Consider the following 18,388-nt stretch of genomic DNA (forward strand, 5'->3'; position numbering starts at 1 on the left):
TTATGCCGACCCCATCTTGTCAATATACGCCAAAATCTCAGGCATTTGCCAAACGCACCTTATGTAAACCACTTAGCCGCCCCCAACCCTTACCCACGACCATTCCGCATTTAGAGTGCTGCACCGAGGTAGCCACTGATCACGTTACGCCTTCTGCGCTTACCAACCAAAAGGCGGCTTATAACCCTGATCTTGAACGCCGCGCGCTGCAATACTCGCTAATAGGGACGTTTGTCATGTCCCTCATGGGCTTGAGCGCAGGGATCTTTGCCCATTCGCAGGCGATTTTGCTTGACGGTATGTTTTCGGTATTGGCAATGGCGATGACGGGCTTGGCGTTGTTCACCACACGACTGGTGCACCGACCCGATGATGCGCGTTTTCAGTTTGGCTATGCCCACCTTGAACCTTTGACCACCGTGCTGCAAGGGCTGTTTGTATTGGCGGTGTGTGTGTTGGCGTTGGTGTCGGGATTTGAGGCATTACACGGTAACAATGAGCCGCTACGCCTTGATATCGCGTTTGGCTATACCTTGGTGACGGCGGTGCTGTGCCTGCTCAATTACCGTTATCTTAAAGTGATTGGACAAAAAACAGGCTCGGAGATCATCCGCGTTGATGCCCATGAATGGCTGATTGATGGGCTATTGACCGCGACTTTGCTGGTCGGTTTTATCATCGCGCTGCTGATCGCACCGACACGTTTTGGCAAATTTGTGCCATATATTGACCCGATTTTGACGATGATTTTGGCGGTCATTGCCAGTATTGTGCCCTTTAATATCGTGCGTAGAAATATCCAAGAGGTGCTATTGGTCAGTCCCGATGACATCAACCGCCGTTTGCGTGATTGGCTTGGTGAGCTTGCACGCGTGTATGATTTTGCAGATTATAGTTGCCATTTTGCCAAATCGGGGCGGCAATATGACATTGAGATCAATATTTTGGTGACAGATAATGCGCGTTGGACACTCGATGCGCAAGACGCAGTGCGCGCAGTGATTGAGCGTGAATTAAGTGCGCAATTAGGTGAGGTGTGGCTGTCGGTCAGCTTTACCCGTCAGGCAAAATGGCTGTAAACAACGACAGATCAAGATCAAAATGGCTGTCAATTATGCCATGGGAAGAGCCAAAATTTGGCGGTGAAAGAGGGATTCGAACCCTCGATACGCTATTGACGTATACACACTTTCCAGGCGTGCGCTTTCGACCACTCAGCCATTTCACCGTCTATCACTGTGGCACGCAGCATGGCAAAAATCTGCCGCATGCCCAGATAAAGGACGTTTATTTTACCCAAAAAACCCTGCGTTGTCATGTATAATCAGCATTTTTTGGTTGGACTTTTGACAGGCACGTGTTTTACGATCGCGTTTTGGGCGGATATAGGCGGACAAGATGAAAGCGGCAATTTCGGCAAATTTTTTGACGTTTATCCTTGGTGTGTTGGTTAGTGTCGTACCCATCTTGCAAGCCGCTGCCAAAACCAACGCTACCGCGCCTGCTGCCGATTTGGCAATGTACCGCCAAAAACACCTTGCTCAGTGCGGCGACAGCTACTTACAACGCCAAACGCCACAACTTATGCGCAAAACCGATGTTGAGCTGTATTATTTGTGTTTTGAAGGCTTTGCTGTCGGTTATTCGGGGGTGAGTCGTACCGCGCTGTGGTCGGCTGAGCACCTAACGCGCGCGCGGATTAAATCCGCCCAACAGCTTGAGCGCGTCAATAACTTCCATGAAGAAAGCCGCCTGCCCGATCGCGTCAAGGCACGTTTGGCGGATTACAAAAACACACCGTATGACCGTGGGCATTTATCGCCCAACGGTGATATGGCAACACCTGAACAGCAGTATGACAGCTTTAGCCTAGCCAACATCGTACCACAAAATCCAACGCAAAACCGCACCACGTGGCGCAACCTTGAGAGCCAAACGCGCTATTTGGCAATAAAATACGGTGAGGTTTATGTGGTCACAGGCGCGGCGTTTGAGGGCAGCGCGGTCAAGCAAATGCGTGGACGCGTGTTGGTGCCGACACATTTGTTTAAGGCGGTGTATGTGCCCAAACTTGGGCAAGCAGGCGTGTATTATGCACCCAATGATGACAGCCAGCGCGTGCAAATTATCAGCCTAAATGATTTGACACGCCGCAGTGGGCTTAACGTGATGCCACATTTATCGCCCAATGTGCAAGCGCAGGCGTTGGATTTACCGCTCGGTCAAGATGGCAAGCAAGACGACAAACCAACTAACCGCAAGCCACCTAGTAACACAGGCGATCACACAGGATTTGATTGGCAACTATTGGTTCATTTGATCAGTATGATTGCTGATTGGGTGCAATCTTTGTTAAAAAGATAAATAAAACAATGGCTTATAAAATTATAAAAAAATTTCAATAAACACTTTACCACAGAAAAAATTGGTCTATAATGCTAGTTACGACCCATCAAAATGGTCTAACAAGGACAGGCTTGCTAGCCTACTAGCTAGTCTATATCTAACAAGGAATGTCTATGAAACTTTTTAGTAAAACCGCGATTATCGCGCTGGCGTGTGCCAGTATCCCTGCCTTTGCTGCTGAGCCTATCGTTGGTGTGTGGCAAACCTTTGAAGATGGCAAACCCAAAGCACAAGTGCAAATCAGTGATGCAGGTGGTGCGCTATCGGGGGTGGTCATCGATGGTAACACCGACAAAGCCAAAACCTACATCGGCCGTACTGTCATCAGTGGGCTAAAAGCCGATGGTGGTGGCAAATACAGCGGTGGCACCATCACCGATCCTGTCAATGGCAAGTCTTACAAACTGACTGCGACACTGTCGGGCAATAATTTGGCATTAAAAGGTCATTTAGGGCCGTTTAGCCGTACGCAAAACTGGAAGCGCGTTAAGTAATTCAAGCGCGCTGTCTACCAAATTAACAAAAAGCCGAACCTATGTTCGGTTTTTTTACGTGTCGATTTTGTGGCAGGCGCGTTGGTCAGATGTACTGCTATTATTTACACGCCAAAAAACAGTATAATCGCAAGTCTTTTTCGGTGATTTTTTAGCCAATCTTTTTATCTTGATCTACGAATCTACGATTTTTATTTAAGCATTTTTTACATAGGCTTTTTTATTAAAGCTAGGGAAGTTAAGCGATGCAGCCTCAACCCTCTCACCGCGTCAGCGCGACTCAGGGTGCCGATGTCAAGGAGCTAACCTTGCGCGGTATGATTCTTGGTGCGTTGATTACGGTGGTCTTTACCGCGTCAAATGTTTATCTTGGGCTAAAAGTCGGGCTCACCTTTGCCTCGTCGATTCCTGCGGCGGTGATTTCGATGGCGGTGCTCAAGTTCGCCAAGGACAGCAATATTTTGGAAAATAACATCGTACAAACGCAAGCATCGGCGGCAGGTACATTGTCGTCGATTATTTTTGTGTTGCCTGCGCTGTTGATGCTTGGCTATTGGACGGGTTTTGCGTTTTGGCAAACCACGCTGCTGTGTATTGCAGGTGGAATTTTGGGTGTGGTGTTTACTATTCCATTACGCTATGCGATGGTGGTTAATAGTGATTTGCCGTATCCTGAAGGGGTGGCAGCGGCGGAGATTTTACGCGCCGATGACAAAACCAGCCACTTGGCGCAGACAGGCGACGCTGCCCAAACGTCTACCGCCTCTACAGGGGCGAAGGATATTGCGCTGGGCGGTTTGTTGTCGGGTGTGGTGGCGTTTTTGACAGGCGGTCTGCGTGTGTTGGCGGATTCTGCAGGCTATTGGTTTAAGGCAGGGTCGGCGATTTTTCAAATCCCGATGGGCTTTTCGTTGGCGTTGTTGGGTGCAGGTTATTTGGTCGGTATTGCAGGTGGTATTGCGATTTTGCTTGGTATTGCCATCGCTTGGGGCGTGGCGGTGCCATGGTTGAGTAGCAGTATTCCACAACCTAGCGATTTGGAGATGACTGCGTTTGCCATGCAGTTGTGGAAAGAAAAGGTGCGCTTTATCGGTGCAGGGACGATCGGTATTGCTGCCATTTGGACGCTTTTGACGTTGCTTAAGCCTATGATTGAGGGCTTAAAACTCTCGATGCGCTCACTAACAGGCGGCAATATGACCAATCAAGCGCGTACAGAGCAAGATTTATCGCTCAAGACAATGATTGGCTGCACGGTGGCGATGGTGCTGTTGCTTGCGCTGGTGTTTTATCAGTTCGTTGCGGCGGCAAGTTTGCCTACAGGATTGGCATGGCTGTTGGTGGCGGTGTGTACGCTGCTAACGTTTGTCATTGGTTTTTTTATCGCGGCGGCGTGTGGCTATATGGCAGGGTTGGTGGGCTCGTCGTCTAGTCCAATTTCGGGGATTGGCATTGTGTCAATCGTGGTGATTTCGTTGGTTTTGCTGTTGGTTGGCAATGCGTATCCTGATTTATTGGCCACAGGCGATGGCAAGTTTGTGACGGCATTGGCGTTGTTTTGTGGCTCTGCGGTGCTATGTGTGGCAACGATTTCTAATGACAATTTGCAGGATTTAAAAACAGGTTATTTGGTGCAGGCGACACCGTGGCGTCAGCAAGTGGCGTTGATGATAGGTGTGGTGGTCGGTGCGATGGTGATCGCGCCTGTGTTGCAGCTGCTGTATCAAGCGTATGGCTTCACGGGTGCGTTACCGCGTCCTGATATGGATGCGGCACAAGCACTTGGCGCACCACAAGCCACCTTGATGACAACGATTGCCAAGGGCATTTTTACCCACAGCCTAAGTTGGCACTATATCCTTATCGGCGCGGCGATTGGTGTGGTTTTGATTGTCATTGATGCGCTGCTGCGTAAGACGTCGGCGGGTAAATACAGCTTGCCCGTGTTGGCGGTTGGTATGGGTATTTATTTGCCACCTGCGGTCAATATGCCGATTTTTGTTGGCACGCTGCTGGCGTGGTGGCTCAAACGACGCGTAACCCAGCGCGCTGCACCTGCCCAACGCAAGCTTGCCCTTAAAGCCGCTGAACGTCGTGGCACGTTGTTTGCCGCAGGTTTGATTGTCGGCGAGAGTTTGGTTGGGGTGATTTTGGCATTTGTCATTGCCGCATCGGTAGCAACAGGTGGTTCGGACGCGCCGTTGGCAATTGGGCTGGATCATTGGGATACCATCGGGCAATGGCTCGGTATGGCAGCGTTTGTCGTGGCGATGATTGCGTTGGCAAGACGTGTGCTTGCAAGCCATAGCCGTTAGTTGCCTAAACGTAAAAAAAATCCCTGCCACATGCGCAGGGATTTTTTTGCTGTATTTTTACAAGGCGTTTAAGACATCCACAAGCACTTGCCACGTTTTTGCCACACTGGCGATTTCGACACGCTCATTGGGCGAATGTGCAGCGCGGATGTTAGGACCAAATGAAATCATGTCCATGTTTGGGGCTTTACCTTTTAAAATACCGCATTCTAGTCCTGCATGGATCACTTGTAGCTTGGGCGTACCTACAAAGTGGCGCGCCATGATATCGCTGACCATGTCTAATAGCGGCGAGTCGGGATCAGGCTGCCAACCAGGGTAGTCATCGCTTAGCACAAGTGTCGCGCCTGCCAACTCTGCCAAGGCTTGTAAACGTTGGCTGACATCATCCTTGGTGGTTTGTAATAGCGAGCGCATCAAGCAATGTACCGTCAGCTGCGCGTTATCCGCCTGCTCGCTTGCCGCAAGCGTTACCACCCCTGTGTTTATCGAGGTTTCAACCACACCTGCAAAATCATCACTCATCCGCAGCACGCCATTGGGTAAACTGCGCAATATATCCAGCACACGTTTGCTATCAGCAAGCGATAAGGCAAGCGGATGCTTGAGGCTGACAGGCTCGGCAGTCAGTGTTAGTGTGGGTTCAGCGGTGTGTAATTCGGCTTGCAAGGTGGCAAGTATGGCAGGTAGATGGTGCGTGATTTGCGCCCTATCACCCAATACCACCGCGGTTGCCTCGCGCGTGATGACATTACGCAGCACACCGCCTTGCCAGCTGTGCAGCTGAAGCGGTGTCACAGCAAAGAGCGTTGCCAAAACCCGTGCCAACAACAAGTTGGCATTGCCAAGCCCTTTGTGGATATCAATGCCCGAATGCCCACCTTGTAAGCCTGCCACGCTGATGGCAACGGGGGTAGTGTGTTCTGCCGTCACCCACGGCATGGTCAGCTGCAAAGTCGCATCGCGTCCGCCTGCACAGCCGACAAACAGCTCGCCTTCATCTTCAGAGTCTAGGTTAATCAGCCGTGGCGCGGTCAGCCAATCGGGGCTTAGCGCCTGTACGCCTCCCATACCGACTTCTTCTTCACAGGTCAGCACGATATCAAGCGGCGGATGCGCGATATCATCACTAAATGCCACCGCCAATGCCATTGCCAATCCGATGCCGTTATCCGCACCCAGTGTGGTGTCGGTCGCCCATACCCAGCCGTCTTTAACCATAGGTTTGATGGGGTCATGGACAAAGTCATGGCTTGAATCGCGCCCTTTTTGTGCCACCATATCAAAGTGCGCCTGAATAGCAACACGCGGACGCTTTGCCATCGCAGGGTCTAAGCGGCTAGCAGGTTTTTGAATTAAAATATTGCCCTTCGCGTCTTGTTGCACCGTCAAGCCATACGCTTGCCCACGGGTCTTGACAGCCTCGATGATCAACTCGCCAAGCTTGTGTTCATGAAACGTCGGATGCGGTACGGCGCAGATATCGGCAAACCATTGCCAAACCGCGGTCGGGGCAAGTTGTGCGATGGATGATGGGGTGACAGAAGTGGTCATACAGCTACCTGATTTTATCATTCGTTGCCGTAAAACCACCGACTTCAGGCGGTGGATATAAGGCAATTGTTAAATGCGATGAGTTTTGCTATACTCATCTCACTATATTCAATGTCTTACATTCCACAGTTAAGTTAAGACTAAATTGCGAGTACGCAGTAACTTAACTGGTAAGACGTTTCCAAACACACACTTAAGCTAATTCGTGTCTATGACAATCCTAACGGTAGGATTAGCTTAAAATAAGAACCTAAGATGTACGGTGTGTCGTACGGGCGGTTGCCATTGTCTTAGGTTTGCGGTGGGGCTTCACCGTCTTGCAGAAGGAATCCCCTCACTTTAGGGAGGGGAGGAAGTCAATTTCAAACAATTTAAAATGCATGCTTAAATGCCTCAATGGCAAGCTTACGCGTTACTTTGGTCGGTGTGTCTAAGCGCGGATAGTCAATGGCAGGATTTGCCGCCAACTGCTGTTGCAATTTGGTTTCATCATGCAAAATTTTGGCAGGGATAGTGGCAAGTTCGGGCAGCCAGTGCTTGATAAACGCCGCGTCCACATCATGGCTTGCCGCTTGGCTAAACGGATTCATCACGCGAAAATACGGCTGCGCGTCGGTACCCACCGATGCCGACCACTGCCAACCGCCGTTATTGCTGGCAAAGTCGCCATCAACCAGCTGCTGCATAAAATACCGCTCGCCCCACCGCCAATCAATCAGCAAATTTTTGCTCAAATACATCGCCACCACCATGCGTAGCCGATTGTGCATAAAGCCTGTGGCGTTCAAGCAGCGCATAGCGGCATCAACCAACGGCACGCCCGTGCGCCCTGCACACCACGCAGCAAAATCCACCTCATCATAACGCCACATCACCGCAGTATCGGTTTCGACCAAAAACGCCTGCCCCTTGACGATATCAGGGCGATTTACGACAACATCAACATAAAAATCACGCCACGCCAGCTCGCTAATCCAGCGGTAGATATCTTTGTACGCCTCTGGCAACACATCAAGCTGCTGCCGCGCTTTGACATAGCACAGTCGCGCCGATAGCACACCCGCCGCCAAATATGGCGATAAGCGACTGGTTGCACCCAAATGATCGTGCAAGGCAGGTACATCACGCGCGCTATTGTACTCGGCAATATCGTGCTGCAAAAACTCATCCAACCGCGCCTGTGCAGCGACCTCGCCTGCAGAGTACAAGGTTTCGCCCAAGGCTTGCACCTGCGCCAATTGCTCATCAAGTGGTGGCGTTGGCTGATAAAATGCTTGGTAAAACTCAGCAATTGTTAGTGCTTGCTTGGGTGGGGTCAAGGTAGCTGCCAATGCTGTGGTGTCTAGCGCGTTGGGCGCTGGCGTGGCAGCTGGCATAAGTGGCGCGATTTCTAGCAACGCCAACCAACGTTTATAAAACGGCGTAAATACCTTGTACGGCTGCCTTTGGGTGGTCAAAACCCGCTGCGGTGCGACAATCGTGCTGTCATCATACCAGTTCGTTTGGACGCCGATTTGCTGCGCGTCGGTATGCACACGGCGGTCGCGGATAATTTCACGGTCTAGGTATTCACGGTTGGCAAACAGTTGGCAAATAGCGTTTTGCTGGCACAATGCCACCACATCTTGCGCTTGTGTGGCAAAATCTGCCACCGTACGCACCACCAAACCGATATTCAACGCCGCCAAACTCTGTTTGAGCTGCGCAATTTGACGCAATATCAAATCAATTTGCCACAATGACTTGTCATGTAGCTGCCATTGGCTAGGCGTGAGATACACCACCGCAAGCACACCCGCACCTGCCTGCTTGGCTGCTTGGCAACATGCTGCCAAGGCAGTGTTGTCGGTGATACGCAAATCTTGCCGCAGCCAGATTAAATAGTTATTTGCCATGATTGGATCCGTTGTGTTGTGATTTTTATGGCACAATCTGTTGGCCGTCCCATGCCCAAATCTTGCCCGTGTCATCCGCGCTTAATCCATCTATGACTTTTTAACTAAAACCAACCAAAGCACAAATGAACCGTGCTAATCCAGCTGAGACAACACTTGCCCCAACCACAAACGCCATGACAACAGCCAGCCCAAAAACCAGCCACAAAATGCGTAAAAAAGCCAACCTACCCAGTAAAATCTGCCCCGTGTGCCAACGTCCTTTCGTGTGGCGCAAAAAATGGGCGCGCGACTGGGACAGCGTGGTGTATTGCTCAAAACGCTGTCAAGGTATGCATCACCGTGCCCAAATGGACTAAAAACTGAAATAAGCCTGGCAAGCAATTTAGACCAACTGTGGGAACAACGTGCGTAAACCTGCCACGATAATCTCAACCGCCAATGCCGCCAGCAACATACCCATCACGCGGTTAAGCACATTAATGCCCGTATCGCCCAAAAATCGGCTAACCTGTCGCGCTGCACTAAAGCTTAGAAACGTAAACACACTGATCAGCAACCCTGCGGTGATAATCGCGAGCGTTGCCTTATAACCCTGCCCTGTTTGCTGCCCCTGTGCAGCATAAATGATCACCGTCGAAATCCCACCAGGGCCAATAATCATCGGAATCGTCAGCGGTACAATCGCCGCCGATGTCCCCATAAATGCCTTGGGGCTAAGCTCATCAGAATCCTCAGACGGTTTGGCAATATTGCCTGCGCCGTTCATCATGCCAATCGCAATCAATAGCACCAACAAGCCACCTGCCACGCGAAACGATCCGAGCGAAATGCCAAAAACCTTTAAAATCAGCTCACCTGCTACGGCAAAAATCATCACCGTAATCAGTACCGTCGCCGCCGAGATCAGCGCAACCTTACGCGCTTGCTCACTGGTCGCGCCCTCGGTGATACTGATAAACATCGGTAATGCCGAAATCGGATTGACCAGCACAATCAGTGCAAAAAATATCTTAAGAACCTGCCCGTCCATCGTCTTGACTCTTGTTTTAATGTTAAAATTTAAAATACTGGCATTATACGAAGTTTGGCGCACCCGTGCTGACTTGTTTGGTAGTCGGCTTGTAGCGTTTGGCGCAGCTCACCACCGTGAGCACCTGCGATTTTTTGTGTGGATTTTACGCGGACAGCATTGCATTTTGGTGACGTTTGGTGTAGCTTAACGCCATGTCTACAACCGTGCCCGACTTGACGTTTCACGCCTTTGCCCAGCCTGTCCTAGCGCAGCTTGAGGTGGATATCCGCGCCTATCTTGCTGGCAAAAATCTGCCCGATCCACTGGCTGCAGCGTGTCTATATGCTATGACCAATGGTGGCAAGCGTGTGCGTCCGCTGTTGGTAGCCAGCAGTTTTACCAGTATTACTGCCTATGCTCAAGCGATTACCGACGCTCAAGCACGACTACCAAACACAATACGCGGCGCAATGTTAGCAGTTGAGCTGCTGCACGGTTATTCATTGGTGCACGATGATTTGCCGTGCATGGATGACGATGACTTGCGCCGCGGTCGCCCAACTACACACATCGCTTTTGGCGAAGCAGCAGCACTGCTGGCAGGCGACATGCTGCAAAATTTGGCGTTTGAAGTATTCGCTGAGCCCATGTTTTTTGAGGCGCACGACATCGCGCTAAGCCATCGTTTATTGACAACGTTTGCCCCTGCCGCACGGCGAATGATTATGGGGCAAATGCTGGATTTAAACGGTGAACATCGTGACCTAAGCCAAGCTGGGCTTGAAGCCATTCACCGCGACAAAACCGGCGCGCTGATTGCCGCAAGCGTTCGCATGGGTGCGCTGTGTGCCCACGCCGATGCCGCTACACTTACCGCTGTGACCACATTTGCCGAGCACATTGGGCTTGCGTTTCAAGTACAAGATGACATCCTTGATGTGACCGCCGACACCACGCAGCTTGGCAAACCTGCAGGCAGCGATGAAAAACTGGCAAAATCAACCTATGTCAAACTATTGGGCGTCAAAGGCGCGCAAGATTATGCCGAAAGCCTATTTGCCCAAGCCAAGACCGCGCTTGATCGCGTACTACCTACCAATAGCTTATTGCATCAGCTTGCCAACTGGCTGTGGCAACGCCAAAAATAAGCCAATACTGAGTTGGCTTCCTCCCCTCCCTAAAGTGAGGGGATTCCTTCTACAAGACGGTCAAGCCCGACCGCAAACCTAAGATAGTGGCAACCGCCCGTACGACACACCGTACATCTTAGGTTCTCATTTTAAGCTAATCTTACCGTTAGGATTGTTATAGACACAAATTAACTTAAGCGTGTGTTTGAAAACGTCTTATCAGTTAAGTTACTGCGTACTCGCAATTTAGTCTTAACTTAACTGTGGACTGTAAGACATTAAATATAATGAGATGAGTGTAGCAAAACTTATCGCATTTAACAATTGCCTTATATCTACCGCCCTAAGTCGCAGGTTTACGGCAACAGAGGATAAATTTAGCGGTTTTTTTTACGCCATGCGGCAAAAATGCCTTCATGCTGGATTTTGGGCATTTTTAGCGTTACCGTATCAGTCAATACATCATGCAACGCTATGCCCTGCTTGTTGATATAAGCAAACAAATAATTACCCAGCATGCCCAAAAACGCGCTAAACAACAAAGCGACGCGGTCATGATAAATCGCAAAACCTGCCATACCGCACAGCGCAGGCAACACGCACGCCGCCAAAATCCGTTGCACGCTGCGCCGCCAAGTCAAAAGCGTACCATCGCGCTGCACGGTTTTAAGCCGCCAGCTTTGCATACCAAGCGTTTGCCCTGCCAACCGCCAAAATATGCCATAAAAGCCAATCAGCGTCAGCACAAATGACGGCGTTAGCACCAAATTTTGGTACCATGCAGGCAGTACCTGCGCGTCTTGCGGTTGTGTACCCACAGGCAGCAGCAAATTGGTGCCAATCGCAATCAGCACCAACGACACAAAAAACAACAATGCCAAAATCAACATCCCGTCATACAACATCGCTGCCAAGCGCACCGCCACGCCTGCGATTTTGGGCATGTCTTGTGTGGTATGAGGATTTAATGGCGCGCCAGATGGGATGGCAGAAGGGTTTGGCATAGCTACATTGTGCGTCAGATGGTTACAAATCACTGTTGATTGTACTAAGCTTTGGCAAAAATAGCCATGAGCTTTGGCAAAAATAGCCATGATTTTTGTGGTGGTTTGCGCCATTGAGCAAGCGATCAACGCTTATTGTGCCATGTACAAACAAATTTTAGGCATAAAAAAAATCGCTTAACCTGAATGATTAGCGATTTTTTTAGCCTCGATGGCTGGTATAAGTGGCGCGCCCGGAGAGATTCGAACTCCCGACCCCCAAGTTCGTAGCCTGGTGCTCTATCCAACTGAGCTACGGGCGCATATTTGATGTAAGTTTATTTGTTACTACCATCAAAGTGGGCGATAGTATAACACCCTTTGGCAAACTGTCAAGTATTTTTTGCTAAAATTTAAACTTTTTACTTGACTGGCCATAAAATGGCGGTGACGGAGGGATTCGAACCCTCGATACGGTAAACCCGTATGCAGCCTTAGCAGGGCTGTGGTTTCAGCCACTCACCCACGTCACCGAATTTTAGGTTTTGCTCAATCTTTGCAAGATAACGCAAATATCATCTGCCCATCCGCATAGGATTGTGGGAGGGCATTATAGCAGACCGTTTTAAAAATGCAAGCATTTTTATGGCTGATTGTTTGTTGAGCGGTGACTATTTTTACGCGCATGACCTTCGCGCATGACCTTGTGGCAGAACAAGACTTTTTAGCAAAAATATGCCAAAATGCCGATACAGTTCGGCAGGTTTTTGGCAGTGTTTTTTTGGTAATGTCTTAATTTTGCAATGTCTTGGCAGTTTTTGGTAGGTTTAGTATGGCAATGCGTCCAACGGTGTTGTGTTTTTCGGGGCTTGATCCGTCTGGTGGAGCAGGTTTACAGGCGGATATTGAGGCCATCGGGCAGTCAGGCGCACATGCGGCGGTGGTGTGCACGGCTTTGACGGTGCAAAGCTCGCAGCAGGTGTACGGGTTTGAGCCATGCAATAGGGCATTACTGCACCAGCAGGCAAAAACGGTGCTGGCGGATTTGCCTGTGCGTGCGGTCAAGTCGGGTATGTTGGGCACGACGGATAACATTGCGCTGCTTGCCGAGCTGTTCGCCTCAGGCGCGATTGCTCACGGTACGCCATATGTGCTTGACCCTGTGTTGGTTGCCAATAGTGGCGGTGCGCTTGGTGATAAGACGACGTTGGTGACAGCGTTTAGCCAGTTGTTGCCATTTGCCACGTTGGCAACGCCCAATAGTCACGAGCTGCGCGATTTGACGGGGATTGATGCGCTAGATAAGGCAGCGCGTGATTTGTGCCAACGTGGTTGTCACGCGGTGTTGGTCAAGACAGCGCATGAAAATCATGACGCGGCGATTGAGCAAACTCTGTATGCGCGTGACGGTGAGGCGGTGCGCTTGGTGTATCGCACACGCTTGCCGCGGCTGACGGGCGAATACCATGGTTCGGGCTGTAGTTTGGCAAGTTATGTGGCAGGACGCTTGGCGATGGGTGATCATTTGGCGGTAGCGATGCAATGCGCGGATATTTGGGAGCAACAGGTACTGCGCGCAGCGGACATTCCGCATACCGATGGGCAGCGTATTCCCAAGCGGTTTTGGTATATTTAGTTTTTTTGGTCAAGTTAAAATAAGGCGTTGAGTTGGCATGGCATAGCCTGCAGGCGGATTGGGGAACGATTGGCGTGGTGCTGCATACGCTGCTCACGTTGGCGTTGGTGGTGCGCGTGTTGCAGCAACAGCGCAATAATAGCGTGGCGATTGCGTGGATTGCGATTTTGTTCGCGCTGCCGATGGTTGGAATGGTGGCGTACTTGCTGTTTGGTGAGGTCAATATCGGGCGGCGTTATCGTAAGCGCAGCATGACAGCGCAGCAGATTTTGGCGGATTTTGCGCGCAGTCAGGCGATTGATTTTAGCCAACAAACACAAGGCTTAACCGACAGCGCGACGCAAATTAGCCGTTTGGGCTTTCGCAAAACGGGTCTGGGTGTGTATGACGGGCACACGGCGACGCTTTTGACCGAGTCGGCAGCGATGTTTGACCACCTATTGGCAGATATCCAAGCTGCCAAACAGCTGATTATTTTAGAGTTTTATATTATTTATCCCAAAGGCCGTGTTGATGATCTGCTCACAGCACTGATGGCGGCAGCGCAGCGCGGTGTGACTTGCCATATACTTGCTGACAGTGTCGGCAGTTTTGATTTTTTTGCCAGTTCATGGGTAACGAGGCTACGCGCGGCAGGTGTGACGGTGCATGAATCGTTGCCTGTTGGGTTGTTTAAAACCTTGGTCAAGCGCATTGATATTCGTAACCATCGTAAAATTGCGGTGTTTGATGGCAGTATTGGCTACACGGGCAGTTTTAATTTGGCTGATCCTAAGGTGTTTAAACAAAATGCCAACGTCGGGCAATGGATTGATGTGCTGATGCGGATTGAAACCATGCCTGCGACGGTAGATATGCCACGGATGAATGTGGTGCAAGCCATGCTATTGGTGGCATCGGCGGATATCAGTGCTGAGACGCAGGACAATTTATCCAGTCTTGAGCAGTCGATTAATCAGTTTACCAAACGGCTATATACCGCGACGACACCTGAAAGCCTGTCGCCATCTTCGACGCTGTATGTCATCGCCAGGTCGCGTGAAGATATGCCGTTGCCGCGCGATGTGGTGGTGACACCTGCGCCCGATGCCAGCAATAGCGCACTTGCGGCAACACCATCACGCTTTGCGCCTGTTGAAAACGTCGCGCTGCAGCTGATCCCCTCTGCGCCTGAGCTAACGGGGCATGTGATTTATGAAACCTTGCTGTCGGCGATTTTTAGCGCGCGTGAGTCGGTCACGATTACCACGCCGTATTTTGTGCCCGATACGCCGCTGCTGATTGCGCTGACCACGGCGGCAAAGCGTGGCATTCGGGTGACGCTCAATTTACCTAAACGGGTTGATTCGCATTTGGTGCATTATGCGTCACGCGCGTATTATGAGCCGCTGCTCAAAACGGGCGTTGAGATTGCGCTGTTCACAGGTGGGCTGTTGCATGCCAAAATCGTGACGATTGATGACGATTATTGCCTGTTTGGCACGGTCAATATGGATATGCGCAGTTTTTATCTCAACATGGAGGTCAGTGTGGCAATTTATAGCCCACCGCTGATTGCCCAGATTGCCGCCTGTCAAGGGTATTATCTTACCCACAGTGAGCGCTTGACGCTTTCAGCGTGGCGACAGCGCGGTTATGTCAGTCAGTTGGTCGATAATGGTATTCGGCTGTTAAGTCCGCTGTTATAAAACGGGTCAAATTTAAACCAATCATAACGTACATGATACGTTGATTGGGTCTTGGCTGTGCTAAGATTTAGCCGTAGATGTAAGCGTTAAACTTTTGTCCAATGCATTGCCTAGCACAAGGAATAAAACCATGAGCCAAATTAACACCCCACAATTGAACGAAGACGATTTAGATGATCCAAAAAACCGTGACGATATGCACGTAATACGCGACGCTGAAGATGACGCGGCACTCTCTGCCAGCCATATTGCCACCCCCGAAGAAGGCTTAACGCCGATGCACCGCCAAAACATCAATGAAAGCCGCGTTGATGAGGTGTTGATCGAAGACGCGATGAACAAAGACCGTTATTCAGATATTCGCGATATCGCCGATTCAGAAGCAATTGATTTGAGTTTTGATGATTGATTGGCGGTATCATACCGTATCAAGAGCGTGCCATGTTGGTGCGCTTTTTTATGTTTTGATCGCTGCCAATTTTTAGCGGCTAACCATCAGCCAAATTTTATCAATCATTGCTCTGCTGTCCAGCGTAACATGGTGTCCAATACGCCTTTAGCTTTGCCGTTAAAGCGCACATTGGGTTGGTTGATCAGCCCAACGACGGCATACCACTGCCCCGATTGACCACGTACATAGCCTGCCATACCGATAGTGTCATCTAGCGTACCCGTTTTGATCCAAGCCTGCCCGATGGCAGGGTGATTGGGATCACGCGCTTTGAGCTCGCGCATAGTGCCCGTTTCCCCTGCAATGCTGAGCGATTGGCGATACACATTAAAATCCTTGTGCGTGTAGGCATAGCCAAGCAATGATACAAGGCTATTTGGCGTAACGCGGCAATCTCGGCACAGTCCCGACGCGCGCGACATAACAGGCGGTGGCGTATCGGGCAGGTGCTGCTGCCACCACCTCGCGATAAAATCAAACGTCTTTGGGTAGTCACTAACTGCTTGGTGGTCGGCATACAGTGGCAACGATAAGGCTACTTGCTCGGTCATGACGTTGTTGGAATAGTGATTGATATCGGCGATGACATCAGCAAGCGGCGCAGAACTGGCGTACGCCAACAGCTTGGGGCGTGTGTGGCGCATAATCCAGCGTTGCCGCCACGTTGGGTCAGGCGTAATGTCATCGACAAACCCAAGCTGTCCGCTAAATGCAGGAAATTGCTGTCGCCATGTATAGTGGATGGTTTGCTTTGCCAGCCGATTGGGATCAGGATAGGTCAGCCAGCGCTGCTGTGTACCACAATTTACTGAAGGATCTTGATGAAAACTTAGCGCAGTGGGCGTTAAATCAGCGATCCAATCATCTTTTGATAGCTTACACGGCGCATGCGCGGCAGCCAGTGTTTGTGGTGCGCTAAAACCCGTCATCTGTGGCGACACCTTAACGCGAAAGCCTGTAATATCAGCGGCTTTGAGCGTGTCAGTTGTGATGTTGGCTTGCGTGGTTGGCTCTATGGTCGCAGGATTGGGCGTACTGGCTATCGTGGTGGTATCGGCGGTGGTTTTGCCAAATGGCTCAAGGGTGACCGTCAGTGTGCCAAAATTGAGCAGTAGCGCGTTGGGCATGGCGTTGTAGGGACGCAAACCTTTACCATCAAAAGCATTTGGGTCAAAACCAACGTTGCCAAAGCAGCGGTTATCAATGATCACGCTGCCTGTAATGCGCTCGATGCCATGCGCTTTGACTTGGGCAAGTAGATTGCTTAACTGCTCGGTGGATAGTTTGGGGTCACCGCTGGCTTGAATGATAATATCGCCATATAGCGTGCCGCGCCAGACGATGCCATGCTGATACAGCTTGGTTTGCCACATAAAATCCTTGCCCAATGTATCAAGCGCGATCAGCGTGGGGATCAGTTTTTGGGTAGAGGCAGGTGTGCGCGGTGTGTTGGCATGATACGCGATCACGGTGGTAGGCTTAAGTGGTACGGTCATCGGTGCTGATGAATCAGGCAGGCGCATGACCACGATGCTGACGTTGTCGGGGTTTAAATTTGCCGTGCTGATGGCAGTTTGCAGGCTTACAGGCAAGGTATTGGGCGCAAAGGTGGCGGCTTGGGCATAGCTGACGCCAGTGTGGCTCAACGCACACACAGCCGCACAAGAAACAACAAATCGAGTTAAGTAATGGCGTAAGGTTGGTTGCATTTTTCTACATTTTTATGAATGGCGGTGACTATCGAACGGTAGACAGGTCTGTTAAACTGGCAACCTTTCATATTCACGCCAAGTAAGTTCACGCTTAGTAAACTTGTGAGGTAAATAATAGCTTGGCGATTGTTGGTAATTTTTGGGTGAGATTGTTAGGATCAGTTATGCACGCAACACAAGCAAATCATGGGGTTAAACGCCACAAAACCACCTTGGGCAAGCTCACCGCGCTTGGTCTGGCGTTAGCGCTGGTTCTGACAGGCTGTCAGCGTAACACCGATACCCCAAGCGATGCAACCACAGACAGCGCGCGTCCAAACACCACCGCGCCCGTACTTGCCAATGCCGCCTCTGCGCCCAAACCCATCGACGCAGTACCCGTTGGTGAGCCACTACAGCCGCCTGCCTCTGCCGTGCCAATTTTGCCCACGCCACAAGCACCTGCGCCTGCCAGTGTCGAAATTGCCCCCAACCAAAACACTGATCGCGATACCAGTACAACGCCAAGCCCTGCTGCGCCTGTGGTGACCCCACAAGCTGCGTCTGCACCCACTGCCACGGCAACCCCCAAGGCTGAGCCTGCTGCCAATGCCAAACCTACTGCACCGACCAAACAAGACTTGCTACGCGCCGATTTGACCAAATTATTCCACACGATCAACGAATTTGATCGTGAATCACAGGCAAAACAAGCCGAAATTGGGCAAAAAATGCAAGCCGCCAAAACGCCGCAAGAACAAGCCAAGCTCTTTAAGCAAATCGTCAATCAGATGACCCAGCAAAAAAATACCTTGGCAAAACTCCAGTTCAATGACCCACGCGTCACCCAAGTGCGCGATATGATGGTCGAAAGCGTCAATCAGTCCATCGCAGGCACGCAAGCGATGATCAAAAATCCAACAGCCACGCCCGAAACCCATCCTGAAATCGTTGAGCATATGCAAAAGTCACAAGACATTGCCGTCAAAGCACGTGACCGTTTGATGAAACTTACACAAGAAGCCGAAGGCGACGCTGCGCCCAAAACCAGCAAAACTAAACACAAATAATCATTAGGCGGCTATAGACTTTTTGCCACGTTAAAATCAGCCAACCGCTTGTATGGCAAA

Annotated in this window: 15 protein-coding genes and 3 tRNA genes; 10 read left to right on the forward strand and 8 right to left on the reverse strand. The window is 50.6% G+C overall.

Going from position 1 to position 18,388, the window contains the following annotated elements; all coding sequences use genetic code 11:
* Window positions 1–2 precede the first annotated feature (2 nt).
* Window positions 3–1,079, forward strand: a complete 1,077-nt coding sequence (locus tag MA2_RS03720) for a cation diffusion facilitator family transporter (RefSeq protein WP_067056731.1) — start codon at window positions 3–5, stop codon at window positions 1,077–1,079.
* 58 nt (window positions 1,080–1,137) lie between these two features.
* On the opposite strand, the gene MA2_RS03725 is transcribed toward MA2_RS03720, so the two are convergent.
* Window positions 1,138–1,228 (reverse strand) — tRNA-Ser (locus MA2_RS03725).
* Window positions 1,229–1,398: 170 nt separating this feature from the next.
* Here MA2_RS03725 and MA2_RS03730 point away from each other — a divergent pair.
* From MA2_RS03730 to MA2_RS03740, 3 genes are all read left to right on the forward strand, one after another.
* Window positions 1,399–2,364 carry a DNA/RNA non-specific endonuclease gene (locus tag MA2_RS03730; protein ID WP_067056733.1) on the forward strand — a complete coding sequence of 322 codons (966 nt, stop codon included), beginning with the start codon at window positions 1,399–1,401 and terminating at the stop codon, window positions 2,362–2,364.
* A 155-nt stretch (window positions 2,365–2,519) separates the two neighbouring features.
* A complete protein-coding gene (locus tag MA2_RS03735; protein ID WP_067056736.1) occupies window positions 2,520–2,900 on the forward strand; it encodes a DUF2147 domain-containing protein in 381 nt (126 codons plus the stop codon).
* Between the two features lie 245 nt (window positions 2,901–3,145).
* Window positions 3,146–5,215 carry an OPT family oligopeptide transporter gene (locus tag MA2_RS03740; protein WP_067056739.1) on the forward strand — a complete coding sequence of 690 codons (2,070 nt, stop codon included), beginning with the start codon at window positions 3,146–3,148 and terminating at the stop codon, window positions 5,213–5,215.
* 57 nt (window positions 5,216–5,272) lie between these two features.
* Here the strand turns inward: MA2_RS03740 and MA2_RS03745 are convergent, their stop codons facing one another.
* A complete protein-coding gene (locus MA2_RS03745; RefSeq protein ID WP_067056742.1) occupies window positions 5,273–6,769 on the reverse strand; it encodes an aminoacyl-histidine dipeptidase in 1,497 nt (498 codons plus the stop codon).
* A gap of 371 nt (window positions 6,770–7,140) precedes the next feature.
* Complete coding sequence (locus MA2_RS03750; protein ID WP_067056745.1) at window positions 7,141–8,664, reverse strand: cryptochrome/photolyase family protein; 1,524 nt, start codon at window positions 8,662–8,664, stop codon at window positions 7,141–7,143.
* Window positions 8,665–8,789: 125 nt separating this feature from the next.
* Here MA2_RS03750 and MA2_RS11545 point away from each other — a divergent pair, with 125 nt between their 5' ends.
* Window positions 8,790–9,023 carry a DUF2256 domain-containing protein gene (locus MA2_RS11545; protein WP_067056748.1) on the forward strand — a complete coding sequence of 78 codons (234 nt, stop codon included), beginning with the start codon at window positions 8,790–8,792 and terminating at the stop codon, window positions 9,021–9,023.
* A gap of 26 nt (window positions 9,024–9,049) precedes the next feature.
* On the opposite strand, the gene MA2_RS03760 is transcribed toward MA2_RS11545, so the two are convergent.
* Window positions 9,050–9,697: a MarC family protein gene (locus MA2_RS03760; RefSeq protein WP_067056752.1), complete on the reverse strand. Its 648-nt coding sequence runs from the start codon at window positions 9,695–9,697 to the stop codon at window positions 9,050–9,052.
* A 194-nt stretch (window positions 9,698–9,891) separates the two neighbouring features.
* Here MA2_RS03760 and MA2_RS03765 point away from each other — a divergent pair, with 194 nt between their 5' ends.
* A complete protein-coding gene (locus MA2_RS03765; RefSeq protein WP_067056755.1) occupies window positions 9,892–10,827 on the forward strand; it encodes a polyprenyl synthetase family protein in 936 nt (311 codons plus the stop codon).
* A gap of 359 nt (window positions 10,828–11,186) precedes the next feature.
* Here the strand turns inward: MA2_RS03765 and MA2_RS03770 are convergent, their stop codons facing one another.
* The 3 genes from MA2_RS03770 to MA2_RS03780 all read right to left on the reverse strand — a co-directional run bounded on the left by MA2_RS03770 (window position 11,187) and on the right by MA2_RS03780 (window position 12,325).
* Window positions 11,187–11,813, reverse strand: coding sequence for an RDD family protein (locus tag MA2_RS03770; RefSeq protein ID WP_067057013.1), 627 nt, complete (start codon window positions 11,811–11,813; stop codon window positions 11,187–11,189).
* 225 nt (window positions 11,814–12,038) lie between these two features.
* Window positions 12,039–12,115, reverse strand: a tRNA-Arg gene (locus tag MA2_RS03775).
* Between the two features lie 119 nt (window positions 12,116–12,234).
* A tRNA-Ser gene (locus MA2_RS03780) sits at window positions 12,235–12,325 on the reverse strand.
* A 305-nt stretch (window positions 12,326–12,630) separates the two neighbouring features.
* Here MA2_RS03780 and MA2_RS03785 point away from each other — a divergent pair.
* The 3 genes from MA2_RS03785 to MA2_RS03795 all read left to right on the forward strand — a co-directional run bounded on the left by MA2_RS03785 (window position 12,631) and on the right by MA2_RS03795 (window position 15,525).
* Window positions 12,631–13,428 carry a hydroxymethylpyrimidine/phosphomethylpyrimidine kinase gene (locus MA2_RS03785; RefSeq protein ID WP_067057016.1) on the forward strand — a complete coding sequence of 266 codons (798 nt, stop codon included), beginning with the start codon at window positions 12,631–12,633 and terminating at the stop codon, window positions 13,426–13,428.
* 32 nt (window positions 13,429–13,460) lie between these two features.
* Window positions 13,461–15,116: a phospholipase D-like domain-containing protein gene (locus MA2_RS03790; protein WP_067056757.1), complete on the forward strand. Its 1,656-nt coding sequence runs from the start codon at window positions 13,461–13,463 to the stop codon at window positions 15,114–15,116.
* Window positions 15,117–15,246: 130 nt separating this feature from the next.
* The gene (locus MA2_RS03795; RefSeq protein ID WP_115254074.1) at window positions 15,247–15,525 is read left to right on the forward strand and encodes a hypothetical protein; all 279 of its coding nucleotides are present in this window, start codon (window positions 15,247–15,249) and stop codon (window positions 15,523–15,525) included.
* 104 nt (window positions 15,526–15,629) lie between these two features.
* On the opposite strand, the gene MA2_RS11110 is transcribed toward MA2_RS03795, so the two are convergent.
* A complete protein-coding gene (locus MA2_RS11110) occupies window positions 15,630–17,213 on the reverse strand; it encodes a D-alanyl-D-alanine carboxypeptidase/D-alanyl-D-alanine-endopeptidase (RefSeq protein ID WP_067056760.1) in 1,584 nt (527 codons plus the stop codon).
* Window positions 17,214–17,443: 230 nt separating this feature from the next.
* Here MA2_RS11110 and MA2_RS03805 point away from each other — a divergent pair, with 230 nt between their 5' ends.
* Complete coding sequence (locus MA2_RS03805; RefSeq protein WP_067056763.1) at window positions 17,444–18,328, forward strand: PM1805 family lipoprotein; 885 nt, start codon at window positions 17,444–17,446, stop codon at window positions 18,326–18,328.
* Window positions 18,329–18,388: the final 60 nt, after the last annotated feature.

The sequence above is a fragment of the Moraxella atlantae NBRC 14588 genome (genome assembly GCF_001591265.1).
Taxonomy (GTDB): Bacteria; Pseudomonadota; Gammaproteobacteria; order Pseudomonadales; family Moraxellaceae; genus Faucicola; species Faucicola atlantae.

Excerpts from the sequence above, each read along its gene's own strand:
- MA2_RS03720 (WP_067056731.1), top strand. The coding sequence starts at position 3 with ATGCCGACCCCATCTTGTCAATATACGCCAAAATCTCAGGCATTTGCC.
- MA2_RS03730 (WP_067056733.1), top strand. The coding sequence starts at position 1,399 with ATGAAAGCGGCAATTTCGGCAAATTTTTTGACGTTTATCCTTGGTGTG.
- MA2_RS03735 (WP_067056736.1), top strand. The coding sequence starts at position 2,520 with ATGAAACTTTTTAGTAAAACCGCGATTATCGCGCTGGCGTGTGCCAGT.
- MA2_RS03740 (WP_067056739.1), top strand. The coding sequence starts at position 3,146 with ATGCAGCCTCAACCCTCTCACCGCGTCAGCGCGACTCAGGGTGCCGAT.
- MA2_RS03745 (WP_067056742.1), bottom strand. The coding sequence starts at position 6,769 with ATGACCACTTCTGTCACCCCATCATCCATCGCACAACTTGCCCCGACC.
- MA2_RS03750 (WP_067056745.1), bottom strand. The coding sequence starts at position 8,664 with ATGGCAAATAACTATTTAATCTGGCTGCGGCAAGATTTGCGTATCACC.
- MA2_RS11545 (WP_067056748.1), top strand. The coding sequence starts at position 8,790 with ATGAACCGTGCTAATCCAGCTGAGACAACACTTGCCCCAACCACAAAC.
- MA2_RS03760 (WP_067056752.1), bottom strand. The coding sequence starts at position 9,697 with ATGGACGGGCAGGTTCTTAAGATATTTTTTGCACTGATTGTGCTGGTC.
- MA2_RS03765 (WP_067056755.1), top strand. The coding sequence starts at position 9,892 with ATGTCTACAACCGTGCCCGACTTGACGTTTCACGCCTTTGCCCAGCCT.
- MA2_RS03770 (WP_067057013.1), bottom strand. The coding sequence starts at position 11,813 with ATGCCAAACCCTTCTGCCATCCCATCTGGCGCGCCATTAAATCCTCAT.
- MA2_RS03785 (WP_067057016.1), top strand. The coding sequence starts at position 12,631 with ATGCGTCCAACGGTGTTGTGTTTTTCGGGGCTTGATCCGTCTGGTGGA.
- MA2_RS03795 (WP_115254074.1), top strand. The coding sequence starts at position 15,247 with ATGAGCCAAATTAACACCCCACAATTGAACGAAGACGATTTAGATGAT.
- MA2_RS03805 (WP_067056763.1), top strand. The coding sequence starts at position 17,444 with ATGCACGCAACACAAGCAAATCATGGGGTTAAACGCCACAAAACCACC.